Origin of the sequence: Rhodovibrio salinarum DSM 9154, from assembly GCF_000515255.1 — a bacterium.
Lineage (GTDB): Bacteria > Pseudomonadota > Alphaproteobacteria > Kiloniellales > Rhodovibrionaceae > Rhodovibrio > Rhodovibrio salinarum.
Map to the genome: position 1 here is coordinate 302194 of NZ_KI911559.1, position 14675 is coordinate 316868.

At 66.9% G+C, this 14675-nt stretch carries 13 protein-coding genes; 6 read left to right on the top strand and 7 right to left on the bottom strand.

Features of this window, described 5'->3' with window-relative positions; all coding sequences use genetic code 11:
- Positions 1 to 55: 55 nt before the first annotated feature.
- From RHOSA_RS0101390 to RHOSA_RS0101405, 4 genes are all read right to left on the bottom strand, one after another.
- Positions 56 to 2029, bottom strand: a complete 1974-nt coding sequence (locus RHOSA_RS0101390) for an acetoacetate--CoA ligase (protein ID WP_027287277.1) — start codon at positions 2027 to 2029, stop codon at positions 56 to 58.
- Between the two features lie 45 nt (positions 2030 to 2074).
- Positions 2075 to 3439 carry a TRAP transporter large permease gene (locus tag RHOSA_RS0101395; protein ID WP_027287278.1) on the bottom strand — a complete coding sequence of 455 codons (1365 nt, stop codon included), beginning with the start codon at positions 3437 to 3439 and terminating at the stop codon, positions 2075 to 2077.
- Positions 3440 to 3519: 80 nt separating this feature from the next.
- Positions 3520 to 4179 carry a TRAP transporter small permease subunit gene (locus RHOSA_RS19680; protein ID WP_081728886.1) on the bottom strand — a complete coding sequence of 220 codons (660 nt, stop codon included), beginning with the start codon at positions 4177 to 4179 and terminating at the stop codon, positions 3520 to 3522.
- Between the two features lie 287 nt (positions 4180 to 4466).
- Complete coding sequence (locus tag RHOSA_RS0101405; RefSeq protein ID WP_027287279.1) at positions 4467 to 5555, bottom strand: TRAP transporter substrate-binding protein; 1089 nt, start codon at positions 5553 to 5555, stop codon at positions 4467 to 4469.
- A gap of 497 nt (positions 5556 to 6052) precedes the next feature.
- Here RHOSA_RS0101405 and RHOSA_RS0101410 point away from each other — a divergent pair, with 497 nt between their 5' ends.
- Together RHOSA_RS0101410 and RHOSA_RS0101415 are read left to right on the top strand one after the other, a co-directional pair.
- The gene (locus RHOSA_RS0101410) at positions 6053 to 6901 is read left to right on the top strand and encodes a DMT family transporter (protein WP_037256824.1); all 849 of its coding nucleotides are present in this window, start codon (positions 6053 to 6055) and stop codon (positions 6899 to 6901) included.
- Positions 6902 to 6935: 34 nt separating this feature from the next.
- The gene (locus tag RHOSA_RS0101415) at positions 6936 to 7577 is read left to right on the top strand and encodes a dimethylsulfonioproprionate lyase family protein (RefSeq protein ID WP_037255488.1); all 642 of its coding nucleotides are present in this window, start codon (positions 6936 to 6938) and stop codon (positions 7575 to 7577) included.
- A 42-nt stretch (positions 7578 to 7619) separates the two neighbouring features.
- On the opposite strand, the gene metW is transcribed toward RHOSA_RS0101415, so the two are convergent.
- Positions 7620 to 8282: a methionine biosynthesis protein MetW gene (metW, locus tag RHOSA_RS0101420; RefSeq protein WP_051431686.1), complete on the bottom strand. Its 663-nt coding sequence runs from the start codon at positions 8280 to 8282 to the stop codon at positions 7620 to 7622.
- A gap of 5 nt (positions 8283 to 8287) precedes the next feature.
- Complete coding sequence (gene metX / locus RHOSA_RS0101425; RefSeq protein ID WP_051432391.1) at positions 8288 to 9457, bottom strand: homoserine O-acetyltransferase MetX; 1170 nt, start codon at positions 9455 to 9457, stop codon at positions 8288 to 8290.
- A gap of 439 nt (positions 9458 to 9896) precedes the next feature.
- Here metX and RHOSA_RS0101430 point away from each other — a divergent pair, with 439 nt between their 5' ends.
- The 3 genes from RHOSA_RS0101430 (at position 9897) to RHOSA_RS0101440 (ending at position 12949) form a co-directional block, all read left to right on the top strand.
- A complete protein-coding gene (locus RHOSA_RS0101430) occupies positions 9897 to 10751 on the top strand; it encodes a chorismate mutase (protein ID WP_027287284.1) in 855 nt (284 codons plus the stop codon).
- Positions 10752 to 10844: 93 nt separating this feature from the next.
- Positions 10845 to 11960, top strand: a complete 1116-nt coding sequence (hisC, locus tag RHOSA_RS19685) for a histidinol-phosphate transaminase (RefSeq protein WP_051431687.1) — start codon at positions 10845 to 10847, stop codon at positions 11958 to 11960.
- A complete protein-coding gene (locus RHOSA_RS0101440) occupies positions 11957 to 12949 on the top strand; it encodes a prephenate/arogenate dehydrogenase family protein (protein ID WP_027287285.1) in 993 nt (330 codons plus the stop codon). Before hisC ends, RHOSA_RS0101440 begins: the two co-directional genes overlap by 4 nt.
- Here RHOSA_RS0101440 and RHOSA_RS0101445 read toward each other — a convergent pair.
- Positions 12873 to 13898: a DUF2125 domain-containing protein gene (locus RHOSA_RS0101445; protein WP_027287286.1), complete on the bottom strand. Its 1026-nt coding sequence runs from the start codon at positions 13896 to 13898 to the stop codon at positions 12873 to 12875. The genes RHOSA_RS0101440 and RHOSA_RS0101445 overlap by 77 nt on opposite strands.
- Positions 13899 to 14081: 183 nt before the next feature.
- On the opposite strand from RHOSA_RS0101445, the gene RHOSA_RS19690 reads away from it, so the two are divergent.
- A complete protein-coding gene (locus tag RHOSA_RS19690) occupies positions 14082 to 14666 on the top strand; it encodes a gamma-glutamylcyclotransferase (RefSeq protein ID WP_051431688.1) in 585 nt (194 codons plus the stop codon).
- The last annotated feature ends 9 nt before the right edge of the window (positions 14667 to 14675 follow it).

Below are 14675 nucleotides of genomic sequence, written 5' to 3' on the forward strand. Positions count from 1 at the left end.
GCGCCACCGCGACAGTGTGCCATGGTCGCAACGGTCGGTGCGACGGTACGATGCGCTAGTCCCGCAGCTCGTCGCGCCCCTCGAAGTGCTTGAGCGCCTCGGGGTTGGCCAGCGCTTCCTTGTTCTTCACCACGTTGCCGTGGACCACGTCGCGGACGGCAAGCTCGACGATTTTGCCCGAGCGGGTGCGCGGGATTTCCGGGACCTCGAGCACTTTGGCCGGAACGTGGCGCGGGCTGGCGCCGGACTTGATCTGCTGCTTGATCCGCGTGACCAGATCCTCGGTCAGTTGGTACCCCTCGTTCAGGTGGACGAACAGCACCACCCGCTGGTCGTCGCCGACGTTCTGCCCGATCACGATGGATTCCGCGACCTCCGGCAGCTTCTCGACCTGGCGGTAAATCTCGGCGGTGCCGATCCGCACCCCACCGGGGTTCAGCGTGGCGTCCGAGCGGCCGTAGATCACCACCCCACCGGTCACACTGCTGATCTCGGCGAAGTCGCCGTGGTGCCAGGTATTCTCGTAGGTGGCGAAGTAGGCGTTGAAGAAACGCGTGCCGTCGGGATCGTTCCAGAACTTGACCGGCATCGACGGGAACGGCTTGCGGCAGACCAGCTCGCCCTTCTGGTCGCGCACGGATTGCCCGTTCTCGTCGTAGACGTCGACGTCCAGCGCCAGACAGCGCGCCTGGATCTCGCCGCGGTAGACCGGGCCGATCGGATTGCCGGCGACGAAGCAGCCGACGATGTCGGTGCCGCCGGCGATCGAGGACAGGCAAATGTCCGACTTGATGTTGTTGTAAACGACGTCGAAGCCCTCCGCGAGCAGCGGCGACCCGGTCGACATCAGCGTCCGGACGCTGGAGAGATCGAATTCCTGACCCGGCATCGCGCCGCCGTTGCCCAGCGCGTCGATGAACTTCGCGCTGGTGCCGAACTGGGTCATGCCCTCCTCCTGCGCCATCCGGAAGAGGATGCGCCAGTCCGGGGCGAACGGCGAGCCATCGTACAGCAGCACGGTCGCCCGACTGGCCAGCGCCGAAACCAGCCAGTTCCACATCATCCAGCCGCAGGTGGTGAAGTAGAAGGTCCGATCACCCGGGCGCACGTCGGTCTGTAGCTGATGCTCCTTCAGGTGCTGCAGCAGCGTGCCGCCGGCGCCGTGGACGATGCACTTCGGCTGCCCGGTCGTGCCCGACGAGAACAGGATGTAGAGCGGGCTGTTGAATGGCATCTGCACGAAGTCGATCGGGCCGCCCGGGAAGCGCTCTTCCCAGGCATCCATTCGCTCGGCGTTATCGATGCCGCTGGGATCGCCGTCGCCAGCGTAATGCACCAGCAGGGTCTTCTGCACGCTGGGAAGCTGCTTGACCACCTCCGCGACGGTGGGCGCGGAAGGGCGGACCTTACCATTGTAGTAATAGGCATCGACCGCGAACAGCACCTTCGGCTCGATCTGGCCGAAGCGGTCGAGCACGCCCTGCGGTCCAAAGTCCGGCGAGCAGGAGGAGAAGATCGCCCCCAGGCTGGCCGTGGCCAGCATGACGATCATCGTCTCCGGCATGTTGGGCAGATAGGCGGCAACGCGGTCGCCGGGCTCCACGCCCTGCTCCTTCAGCCCCTGCGCCACCTTGGAGACGCGCTGGTAAAGCGCGTCGTGGCTGAGGCGGGTCTTCACCTTGTCCTCGCCCCAAAACACGATCGCATCGCCGCGGCCCTGCTGTTGCAGCAGGTTCTCGGCGAAATTCAGCTTGGCGTCCGGGAAGAAAGCCGCCCCCGGCATCTTCTCGAAGTCGGCCGTCACCCGGTCGCCGCGCGTCTCGGCGACCACACCGCAGAAGTCCCAGAGCGCCGACCAGAAGGTCTCCACGTTCTCGCGGCTGGCACGCGACCAGTCCCACAGCGCGGGGTAGTCCCGCACCTCCACGCCATACTGACGCTTCAGATGGTCCATGAAGCCGGACAGGCGGGTGCTGGCGATCCGCTCCTGCGACGGCTGCCAGAGCATTTCGGGCTTCTGGGCGGACATGCGGGCTCTCTCCTTCAGATGCGGGGTCGTTAAGACGGTGCCGGCCTACTGGAAGCCGACACTGGGCAGCCAGGTCACGATCTCCGGGAAGAAGAACACGACGGCCAGGCCCGTCAACTGCAGCAGAATGTAGGGCAGCACCCCTTTGTAGATGTCCACAACGCTGATCTCGGGTGGACAGACGCCTTTGACGTAGAAGATGGCGAAGCCGACCGGTGGGGTGAGGAACGAGGTCTGCAAACAGACCGCGAACATGATGGTGAACCACACCAGGTCGAAGCCCAGGTCGAGGATCACCGGCGCCACCAGCGGCAGGATGATCAGCGTGATCTCCACCCAGTCGAGGAAGAACCCGAGCAGGAAGACCACGAACAGGATCGTGAGCAATATGCCTTCCGGCGGGAACGGCAGGCCCAGCAGGGCCTCCTCGATCACCCGGTCGCCGCCCAGGCCGCGCAACACCACCGCGAAGGCGGTCGCGCCCAGGAAGATCGCGAAGATGAACGAGGTGGTGCGCGTCGTCTGCGCGATACTGTCCTTCAGGACCTGCCAGGTCAGGCGCCGGTTGGCCGCGGCCAGCAGCGTCGCGCCGACCGCACCGACGCCCGACGCTTCGGTTGGGGTCGCCAAACCGGCGAAGATCGATCCCAGCACCGCCAGGATCAGCCCAGCGGTCGGCACGACCGCAACCAACACGTCCCAGATCACCCGGGGCGTGATCTTCGGCAGATCCGCCGGCAGCGGCACCGCCTTAGGACGGAAGATACCGAGCGCCAGCACGTAGACGATGTACATCGCGCCCAACAGCAGGCCCGGGAAGAAAGCGCCCAGGAACAGATCGCCGACGCTCGCCTCCGGCCGGGCCAGACGATCGGCCATCAGCACCAGCATGATCGACGGCGGGATCAGGATGCCGAGCGTGCCGGTGGCGCAGCTGGTCCCGACCGCGAGCGACTTGGAGTAGCCGTTCTTCAGCATCACCGGGATCGACAGCATGCCGAGCAGTACCACGCTGGCGCCGATGATGCCGGTGGTGGCGGCCAGGAGCACGCCCAGCACGATCACCGTGATGGCATAGCCGCCGCGCACCGCGCCGAACAGCTTCACCATGTTGTTCATCAGCTTCTCGGCCACGCCCGACTTGTCGAGCATGATGCCCATGAAGATGAACATCGGCAGCGCGACCAGGGTGATGTTCTCGACCAGCGACCACAGCCGCTCCGGCAACAGCCCGATCGAGCTGCCCCAGTCGAACCACAGATCGGCGCCGAACTGCTCCACCGCCGTAATGCCGACGACGGTCCAGATCACCGCCGTCCCGCCCAGCACCCAGGCCACCGGAAAGCCGGTGAACAGCAGGGCGCCGAAGGTGGCGAACATGCCGATGACGAAGATTTCTTCCAGGCCCACGGTGTCTTTGCGTCCGTTATGCGCGTGTTTCGTGCCGGCAGGTTGGGCGAATTGCGGGGCGGGAGCCGCAGCGACCGGGGCTAGCCGGTCTGATCGTCGCGCTCAAGAGCTCCGACGTTGGTGGCGCGCACGATCGGGTCCGGTCCGGCCGGCTTGGGCCAACCGAACAGGAGCGCCGTGCACTTCATGAGACGCGACAGCACAGCCACGATCAGAAGCGCGAAGCTGAGCGGGAGGAAAACCTTGATCGCCCAGCGGTAGGGGAGGCCCGCCGGCGCCTGACTAACCTCGCCCTGCATCCAGGAGGAATAGAAGTAAGGCCAGCCGAGGTAGAGGCCGATCGCCGCGAACGGCAGCAGCAGGAACAGCAGGCCAAATAGCTCGATCCAGGCCTGCTTCTTCACGCTCAGGCGTTCGTGCAGCACGTCTACGCGCACATGGTCGTCGGAAACCAGGGTGTAGGACAGCCCGACCAGCCAGGCCGCGCCGGCCAGGTGCCATTCGATCTCCTCCGCCATCACCGACCCGGAGCCGAAGGCGTAGCGGCCGATCACGGCGACCAGAATCACGCCGAGCACCCCCAGCCACAGGAAGGAAAAGGCAAAGCCGATCCCGCGCACCGCCTTGTCCACCGCCAGCGACGGACGCGTGGTCGGAAGTTCGGTGTGATGGACGTAATCGGATTCCACCACGGAATGCTGCTGCACGTTCGGGTCAGGACGGGGGCTTTTGTCGACCATGGTCGCGTCCGAAGTTTCGAGTGGGCCCATATGCACACCGCCTCCAAGGCCCAGCTATCGAGGCTGAGGACCTCTCGGCGCTGGGCTTGCGCCGAAGGCGCGGCGGCGGGTCGGTCAGGGAGTCTCACGCCCGACGCGTCGCGCGCAACGCGTATTCCCGGCTACGCGGTCGGGACGGGCCTAAAAAAACGTGACGACGTCGCCAACACCCGGCACACGAGTGCACAGGTGCCGGCGACGCCAGACGTCACGTCCGCCGTGCCGAGGAGGGCACGGCCGTCAGCCGGTTACTCGGAGTCCTCGTCGCCCAGGTCCGCCGGCAGGTAAGCGCGCTTGTCCCAGACCTGGTAGGTCTCCTGGAACTTGCGTTGGCTCTCGTAGACGCGCGCGAAATCCTCGTCGTCCGCGGCCTCTTCCTCAAGCACCTCGCGGGTGACCTGCTGCAGCTCACGCAGGACACTACGCGGAATTTGGTCGGCGTTCACACCCTTCTCGCGGAATCCTTGCAGGACCTTGCCGTTCTTGTATTCACCCTCGGCAAGGCCGCGCATCGTAGCCGCGGTACAGGTGGTCTCGATCAGGGCCTTCTGCTGATCGGTGGTGGCGTCCCACTCCTCCTGGTTGATCAGCATGTACTGCGCGGTGAACGGCTGGTGCCAGCCTGGGAAGAGGTTGTATTTCACCACCTTGTTGAAGCCCAGGATCTGGTCGATCGCCGGCATCGAGAACTCGGTGGCGTCGATCGTGCCGGTCTGCAGCGCCTGGAAAAGCTCGCCACCAGGCATCATCGTGACCGAGGCGCCCAGCTTCTCCAGCACCTTGCCGCCCAGCCCGGCGAAGCGGATCTTCATGCCCTTGTAGTCGTCCAGGCTTTTCACCGGCTTGGAATACCAGCCGGCGGTCTCCGGGCCGATGATGCCACACAACTGGGCGTGCACGTTGAAGCCCTTGTTGGCGTAGACCTCCTGCAGCATCTCGTGGCCCGGGCCGTAGTAGTACCAGCCGGCGAACGCCCAGGGCTTCAGGCCGAACGGCACGGCCGCAAACAGCGGCACAGCCGGAACCTTACCCTGGTCGTAGCCGATCCAGGTGTAGCCGGCCGCGACCTTGCCATCGGACACCGCCTCCAGGATGTCGAACGCTGGGACCAGCTTGCCCGGCTCGTAGACCCGCACCTGCACGCTGCCGCCGCTGGCCGCATTCAGTTGCTCGGCAACGTACTGCGAGGGCGATCCTAGGCCCGGCAGGTTGGACGAAAAGGCGATCGGCATCTTCCAGCGGATGTCGTCCGCCTGGGCTGGCGCGGCAGCCGCGCCGGCCATGGTGCCGGCGAGCGCGAGCGCGCCGACAGCCGTCTTGAGCTTGGAAATCGGCATCGAGACGTAAACCTCCCTGTGTGTGTCCCGCCAAAACACAAGCAACAAGCGGGACATGTTCGGCGATGGATTTATCCAACGCGGATTCGCACCACGGCGTCTCACGCGGTGACTCGGGTCTTACTGCCCGTTAGGCCCACGAAGGGCCGTAAAGTGCGCCAAACGCTATCCGTTCCAGCACCATGTCACAAGCCGTGATATGTCGTTCTGCCGCGCTGCAAACAAAATCATGAGGTATCCGCTCACTTGTATCGGCCTCCCGGTGTGCCGGGCACGGACACATCGCAAAACGCGTGCACAACCCCATGGATTCGCGTGCCCGAGCGGGCACGCATAACGGCCCTGCGCGTTCGCCTTTGCAGCGAGGTTTCCTCTCCGGCTAGCCTTCAGTGGTCATGCCGCCCGCGTTGCCAGAGCCCAGCAAGCAGATTTCGCGCTCCCGCCGACTCGCCGCGTCGGCAGGCCGGATCCCGTTGCCGGTTCAGGGCGCATTGTTGATGACGGCGGCAGCGTTCGGATTTTCCTGCATGAACGCGCTGATCCGTGCCGGTTCCCTGGAGTTGGCGCCGGCGCAGATCGTCTTCTTCCGCAACGTCTTCGCGCTGGCGTTCATGCTGCCCTGGCTGGTCCGGGTCGGTCGGGCGGGGCTGACGACGCAGCGGCTGGGTATGCACGCGCTGCGCTCGGTGATCGGGCTGACGGCGATGACCTGCTGGTTCTATTCGGTCAGCCTGCTGCCGCTCGCCCAGGCGGTGTCGCTGAACTACACCGTGCCGCTGTTCGCCACAGTGGGTGCCGCGCTGGTGCTGGGGGAGACGGTGCGCGCCCGGCGCTGGACGGCCACCGTTTTGGGCTTTCTGGGGGTGCTGGTGATCGTGCGTCCAGGGGTCCAGGAGTTCAGCGCGGCAATGGCGTTGCCGATCCTGGCGGCGATGTTCATGGCGACCGCCGCGCTGCTGATCAAGTCGCTGTCGAATACCGAGAACCCGAACGCCATGGTGTTCTACATGAACCTGCTGCTGACCCCGCTCAGTCTGATCCCCGCGGCCTTCGTCTGGGTTTGGCCCAGCTGGGAGGTGCTGGGGCTGATGGCGCTGGTCGGCGGGCTTGCCACTATCTCGCACCTGCTGCTGACCCGCGCCTACGCCAAGGCCGACGCCTCGGCGGTGATCCCCTTCCACTACATGCAGCTGCCGTTCGTCGCCTTGATCGCGTTCGTCGCGTTCGGGGAAGTGCCCGCGCTCTGGACGCTGCTCGGCGCGGCGGTAATCGCCGGGGCGGCGATCTACATCACTCACCGCGAGGCCCGCGTCGCCAAGGCCGCCCGGCAGGAGGTCGCGGGCTAGCGCCGCCCCCTCCCTGACGGCTAGGCTCTCGGTCATGGACATCCTGAGCGAACAACCCGACTGGCTGTACCTGCTGCGCGAGTATCACGCGACGTTCGGCACCGGCTCTTCCGGCGGCAGCAACGCGATCCGCAGCCACCGCCGGCGGGTGCGCGAGGAAATCAACCGGCTCGTTCAAGCCGATCCGCCGATCCTGGGCCGGCAGGCGGAGGAAAAACCGGTGACCGCACATCTGGGTCGGGCATTCGACCTGGCGGCGACCGGACCGCTCAACACCATGGCGGCGACGCTGCGCCGCCTGTCCGGTTATTTCACCTGGGAATGGGGCTATGAGCGGGTGCCGCGCCCTCTCACAAAGCGCTACGCCTATTGCGAAATCGCCGGACCGAAAGGCCCGGTGCAGGCGGAGCGGATCATCCTGGGCCTGGTGCTGCTGGCACCGGGAACGACCTATCCCCAGCACAGCCATAAGCAGATCGAGGAGAGCTACGTCTCGCTCGCCGGCGCCTGGTCGGAAAACGACGCCGCCGTCTACGCCCCCGGTTCCTTGATCTTCAACCAGCCGGGCCAGGCGCACCGGATCACGGTCGGCGACCGCGCGCCCTGTCTGCTCGCCTACGCCTGGCTGGGGCCGCCGGAACGCCTGCAGGCACCGGGCATGACCTTCGGGCGGTGAGCGCCGTCGCTCTTGGCCGGTTCAGGAACTTCGCCAGCCCCGTTAAATCGGGCTCTCGTCCGCCCTGAGCAGAAACAGCGCGTGCTCGGCGCGCAGGTTGGCGCGGGTGGGCTTCGCGATTCCCTTGTCGGAGCCGTGCTCGTCGAGCGCGAGCGCGCGCTCGACCGTGATGCCGAGTTCCTCGGATAGGCTGAGGAAGTCGCGGATCGTGCACAGGTGAATGTTGGGCGTCTCGTACCAGGCGCCCGGCAGCGCCTCCGACACCGGCATAGTGCCTTGCCACAGCAGCTTCAGACGCACCCGCCAGTGGCCGAAATTCGGGAAGGAGACAATCGCCCGCCGGCCGATCCGCACCAGGTTCGAGAGCACCTCGCGCGGGTGGTAGGTGGCCTGCAGCGTCTGGCTCAGGATGACGTAGTCGAACGCCTTGGAGGGATAGTCCTGCAGATCGGTGTCGGCGTCCCCCTGCACCACCGACAGGCCGCGGCGCACGCTTTCGTTCACGCCGGCCTGCGACAGCTCGATCCCGCGGCCGATCACATTGCGGTCGGCGATCAAATAGTCAAGCAACGCGCCGGTCTCGCAGCCGACGTCGAGCACCCGGCTACCCGGCTCGACCATCTCGCCGATCAGCGCGAAGTCGGGGCGGACGTGCAGACGCTGGCCGGGAACTTCGGCCGCCTCGACGGCGCTTGGATGGTCCATGGCGGTCAAATCTTCAGCCCTCGCAACGACGCGCAGCCTTCCAGGAAGCCGTTGAGCACGGCGAAGAACTCCGGCTCGTCCAGCAGAAAGGCGTCGTGCCCCTTGTCGGTCTCGATCTCGCAGAACGAGACGTCGGCCGCCGCCGCATTCAGGCCGTGGACGATCTGCCGGCTCTCCGGGGTCGGGAACAGCCAGTCGCTGGTGAACGAGATCACGCAGTAGCGCACCGGCGTGTCCTTGAACGCCCGCGCAAGCAGGCCGCCGTGCTCCGCCGCCAGATCGAAGTAGTCCATGGCGCGGGTGATGTAGAGGTAGGAGTTGGCGTCGAACCGGTCGACGAACGCCGACCCCTGATGGCGCAGGTAGCTTTCCACCTGGAAGTCGGCGTCGAAGCCGTAGGTGACCGACTTGCGGTCCTGCAGGCGCCGGCCGAACTTGCGGTGCAGCGCCTCTTCCGACAGATAGGTGATGTGCGCGGCCATGCGCGCCACCGCGAGCCCGCGACGCGGCTTGGTGCGATGGCTGAGATAGGCGCCGTCGCACCAGTCCGGATCGGCCATGATCGCCTGCCGGCCAACCTCGTGAAACCCGATGTTTTGTGCGCTGTGCCGCGCGGCGCCCGCGATCGGCACGCAGGCGAAGGTGCGCTCGGGATACGACACGCCGAACTGCAGCGCCTGCATCGCGCCCATCGATCCGCCGATCACACAGAACAGCTTTTCGATGCCGAGATAGTCCAGCAGCATGGTCTGCGCCCGGACCATGTCGGCGATCGTGATCACCGGAAAGTCGAGGCCCCACGGCGCGCCCGTCTCGGGGTTGATCTCCTTCGGCCCCTCGGAGCCCATGCAGCCGCCCAGCACATTGGCGCAAATCACGAAATACCGGTTCGTATCGAGCACCTTGCCGGGGCCGAGCATGCGCTGCCACCAGCCCGGCCGGTCGGTGTGCGGCGGATCGGCCGGATGCTGGTCGCCGGTCAGGGCATGGCAGACCAGGATCGCGTTCGACCGGTCCGCGTTCAGCCGACCGTAGGTGCGATAGGCGATCTTGAACGGCCCCAGATCGGTCCCACTATCGAGCCTTAGCGGCCGGTCAACGCCCAGTTCCACCACCTGGCCGGCCAGTTCCTGCTGGCTGGGAATATCGGGATCGGCGTGGCTGGCGTCGTTCACGGGCAGGTCCACCTTCAAGACATCGCCAACGCCGCGCGCCGAAGACGCGGGCGGTCTGGCCTCTCTTGATCGTTCGCGACGATCGCGCGGCCGGCTGCGCTTGATCATGCTCGCGCCAAACCCTTTCGATGCGGGCACAGCCAGCCAACGACTCGGGGTAGTGCGCGGGGGCCTGTAGCTAGGAAGGTCGCAGCCACTCTGTCAACGGTTGCCGCGGAACCGGGTTTCACGACGAGCCCGATGGCATTCCGCCGGGAACCGCATACCCCTGGCGCAAAGCCGCTCACAGCCTTGGGTCGGCGGACGGTTTTATTTTGATTCGCGCCAAGCGGAAGCTTATCACTGGGATCGGTTTGACGCCATCCGCACGCCCCTCGGGCGCGTTGTCCAGGCGGAAGGCCACTCTTTCATTTCAACACGAAACCTGCGTCCCGAACCCATGCCGAACGACCCGTCCACGTTGGCCGACTTGCGCCAAGAGATCGATCAGATCGACGACGCCATTCACGACCAACTGATGCGCCGCGGCGAGCTGCAGGCGGCGATCGGGCGGGCAAAGACGGGCAGCGAGGTCTATCTGCGCCCAGGGCGCGAAGCGATCGTGCTCCGCCGGTTGATCGCCCGGCATCAGGGCGCCTTCCCCAAGGCGGTCCTGGTGCGTATCTGGCGGGAGATCTTCGCTGCGGGTCTGAGCCTGCAGAACCAGTTCTCCGTCGCCACGCTCGGCGGGCAGAAGAACGCGCCACTTGCCAACCTGGCGCGCGACCACTTCGGGTCCCTGACCGCGATCCACGCCCTGCCGTCCGCGCAGCGGGTGCTGCAACTGGTCAGCGAAGGCGAAGCCACGGTCGGCGTGCTGCCGATGCCTGAGAGCGAGGAATCGGATCCCTGGTGGCGACGGATGGCCCGCAGCGGCGAGCGCGTGCCGCGGGTGATCGCGCGCCTGCCATTCGCCCCGCCGATCTCCACCGCCGGGCAAACGGAAGGCCTTGCGGTCGGACTGTCGCAGCAGGAAGACACCGGTGACGACCGCGCCTATATCGTCGTCGAAACGGATCACACGACCAGCCGATCGGCGCTCAAGCGCGCGGTCGAGCGTGGCGGCTTCACCGTGGTCGACTGGAAATACTGCACGGGCGAGAGCGACGCAGCTCTCTATCTCGTCGAGGTCACCGGCTGCATCGCCCCGGACGACCCCCGGCTCGCCCGGCTCGCCGGCGACGACACGCCGATCGTGGCGGCCTGGTCGGTCGGCGGCTACGCCCGGCCGCTGGACGCCGACGCGCTGGTCTGATCCCGCACGCTTCCGCAAACGATCACGGCCATCACGCCCCGCGCCGCCATACCCCTGAATATAGACACACGAACGACCGATAGGACGGTTCCCATGGCGCCCACACCGCGCCCCGGTATCCTCGACATCGAGCCCTATGTCGGCGGCGAGGCCAGCCTCCCCGGCTTCGACCGCCCGGCCCGCCTAGCCTCCAACGAGAACGCGCTGGGCCCCAGCGACAAGGCGCGCCAGGCCTATCTGCAGATGGCCGACGATCTGCCGCGCTATCCAGACGGCAGCGCCAGCGCCCTGCGTGCGGCGATCGCCTCGGCCCACGGGCTGGATGCCGACCGGATCGTCTGCGGCGCAGGCTCCGACGAGCTGATTGCACTGCTGGTGCGCGCCTATGCGGGGCCGGGTGACGAGGTCTTGTACAGCCGCCACGGCTTCCTGATGTACCCGATCGCCGCCACCACCGCCGGCGCGACCCCGGTTGCCGCTCCGGAAACCACGGAGTTGAAGGCCGATGTCGACGCGCTGCTCGCGCGTGTCACCGAACGCACCAAGCTCGTGTTCCTGGCGAACCCGAACAACCCGACCGGCACCTATCTGGACAAGGCGGAGCTGGAGCGCCTGCACAACGGCCTGCCCGAAGGTACGCTGCTGGTGATCGACGCGGCCTACGCCGAATACGTCGACGAGCCTGCCTATTCGCCGGGCGCGGATCTCGTGGACGCCGGCGGACAGGTCGTGATGACCCGCACCTTCTCCAAGATTCACGCCCTGGCGGCGCTGCGTCTGGGCTGGCTATACGGGCCGCGCGAGGTGGTCGACGTCATGAACCGGGTACGCGGTCCCTTCAACGTCGCCAAGCCGGCGCTGGCCGCAGGCGAGGCCGCTGTGCTGGACCGCGAACACGTCGCCCGGTCGCTTGAGCATAACAACCGCTGGCGCGACTGGTTTCGCCAGCAAGTCGGCGGCGCGGGCCTGGAGGTGCTGCCCTCGGCGGCGAACTTCGTGCTGGTGCGCTTCGCCGACCCCGAGATGGCGGAAGCCGCCGTGGCCCACTGCAAACGCCATGGCGTCCTGACCCGGCAAATGGCGAAGTACGGCCTGCCCGACTGCCTGCGGGTGTCGATCGGCGCGGAGTGGGAGATGCGCCAAGCCGCGGATGTGTTCGCCGAATTCGCCCGTCAGCAGGGCCTGGGCGGCGCGGAACACACGGCATGAGTGGCCCCCTGTTCGAGCGCATGGCGCTGATCGGCGTAGGGCTGATCGGCGCGTCGCTATCGTTGGCAGCCCAACGCCACGGTCTGGTCGGCGAAATCGTCGGCTGCGCCCGCAAGCCAGAGACGCGGGCGAAAGCCGAGGAACTCGGCATCTGCGCGCGCACCACCGACGATCCGGCCGAAGCCGTGCGCGAGGCAGACCTGGTGATGATCTGCACGCCCGTGGGCGCTTACGCCGAGGTCGCCGAGCGGATCGCGCCCGCCCTGGCCAAGGGCACGGTCGTCTCCGACGTCGGCTCGGTCAAGCAGGCGACGATCCGCGACGTCGGCCCCTATCTGCCCGAGGGCGTGCACTTCGTACCGGGCCACCCGGTCGCGGGCACGGAGAAGTCCGGTCCGGAGGCAGGCTTCGCCGAGCTGTTCGAGCGGCGCTGGACCATCCTGACCCCACCGCCCGGCACCGACACCCAGGCGGTCGAACGGGTCACGCGGCTGTGGACCAGCTGCGGGGCGATGGTCGAGGAGATGGAGGCGGCACACCATGACCGCGTGCTGGCGGTGACCAGCCACCTGCCGCACCTGATCGCCTACACGATCGTCTCCACCGCTGCCGATCTGGAGCCCGGGGAGATGCGCGAAGTGGTGAAATTCTCCGCCGGCGGCTTCCGCGACTTCACCCGCATCGCCGCGTCCGATCCGATCATGTGGCGGGATATCTTCCTGAACAACCGCGACGCGGTCCTGGAAGTCCTGCAACGGTTCAACGAGGACATCACCGCCCTGCAACGCGCCATCCGCTGGGGCGAAGGCGGGTTCCTGGAAGATCACTTCCGGCGCACGCGCGACCTGCGCCAGGAGGTGGTGCAGGCCCACCAGGCCGGTTCGTTCGACCCGCGGGAACCGGATGCCACGCCTAAGACGCCGGGAGAACGGGCCTTAGCCGACCAAGCGGCACCGGGCCCAGGTACACACGACCCGCACGGAAGCTGAGCGGGACGTCGACGCGCGTCTCACCGGTTGCGGAATCGTGGCGGCCCAGCGCGGCGAGCGCCAGTTTGGCATAATTGACCGCGCTGCGGTCGATCCGGCCGGCCGCCGCCAGCTTGTCCAACGCCGGCCCTAGGCCGCTCACGGCGACGTCCAGCGTGCCGCTCGGGCGCAAACGGTCGTCCAGGCTAAGCACCCCGTCCCCTTGCAGACTGAGCGGCGCCCAGGTCAACTCTAGGTGATCGACCGCGATTGCGCCGCCGCGCTGGCGCCAGGCCTGCAACTCAGCGCGCGTCCACTGTCGCGGCGCCCGGCCCTTGAGCGTCCCGCGGACGGCCAGCCGATCGATCCGGTTGCCGAACGCCGTTTCCAGGTGCGCCGGCAGTTCCAAACCGTCCGTCTCAAACGTGACATCGAGTTCGTGCGGCCCGTCAGGCGGCCGGCGCTCCGGACCCAGGGCGACGAACAGTGCCGCCGCCCGCGTGACTCCCGCCGGCAACCCATCGAGCGTGACCTGTTCGAGCGTGATCTGCCCGCTCCGCATCCCACCGGACGGCTGCAACAGCAAACGACCGTGGGCGTTTTCCGCGTCCGCCTTGAGCCGACGGCCGTCGGTCGTCCGCAAGATGTGCGTGCCGGGCGCCGTCACCCGCACGGTGAACGGACTGAGCACGTCCGCCTGCCCGGTCACCACCGGGCCTTCCCAACGCCAGCCTTGGGGCGCCGCCACAACCGGCTGGCGTAGGGTCGCACGCACGGCCGTGGGGAAACCTTCAACCTGCGGGTCTGCGTTCTGGAAGCTGTAGCCCTCCGCCATGCGCTCGGCCCGCCAGGTCTCATAGCCCGTACGCACCGCGTTCGACGCCCAGACCCACGTCCCCGCCAGGGCCCCGCCGGCCAGAAGCAGCAGAAGCAGCGGGACGATTACGAAAACCTTGGTACGCCGGCGCATCAGCGGGTCGATCCCTCCCGGTATAAAAAGACGACGGACGAGGCTAGAACCATAGGCCTGCAGCGGCAAAGCGTCATCCGCAACCCCGGCTGCTGGTTTCCAGTAGGCTTGGCGGGACCGATCCCGATGCCTATGCTTCGCGCCTGCAAAAGAAATCACGCCCATGCAACCACAGGATCGCCCATGACCGTCCAGGAACTGCCCGGAAAGCCACGTCTCAATCCGCCGGGCGGCGACTTCTGGGTGTTCGGCTACGGCTCACTGATCTGGCGGCCCGGGTTCCCGCACAAGGAAGCCCGTCCGGCGATGCTGCATGGCTTCCACCGGCGATTTTGCGTTTATTCCCACCGTTACCGCGGCACGCCGGAAACGCCCGGGCTGGTGCTGGGGCTGGCGCGCGGCGGCTCGTGTCGCGGCCTGGCCTACAAGGTGCCGGAAGCCGAGGGCGAAGCGGTGATGGACTACTTGTATGAACGCGAGATGGTGCTGGGCGTCTACGACCCCCACTGGCTCAAGCTGACACTCGACACGGGGGCGCAGGTGCGCGCGGCCGGCTTCGTGGTCGATCCGACGCACGCGCAATACGCCGGGCGCCTGAGCTACGACGAAATGGCACAACTGATCCTACAGGGCGAGGGCAAGGGCGGCACCTGCCTGGAGTATCTCCGCAACACCGTTCAGCACCTGGAAGCGCTGGACATGCACGACCAAGCGCTGCACCGCCTACTGCGGGAGGTCGAGGCCCGCCGACCCACAGCGGCGGAATAGCTAGGCACC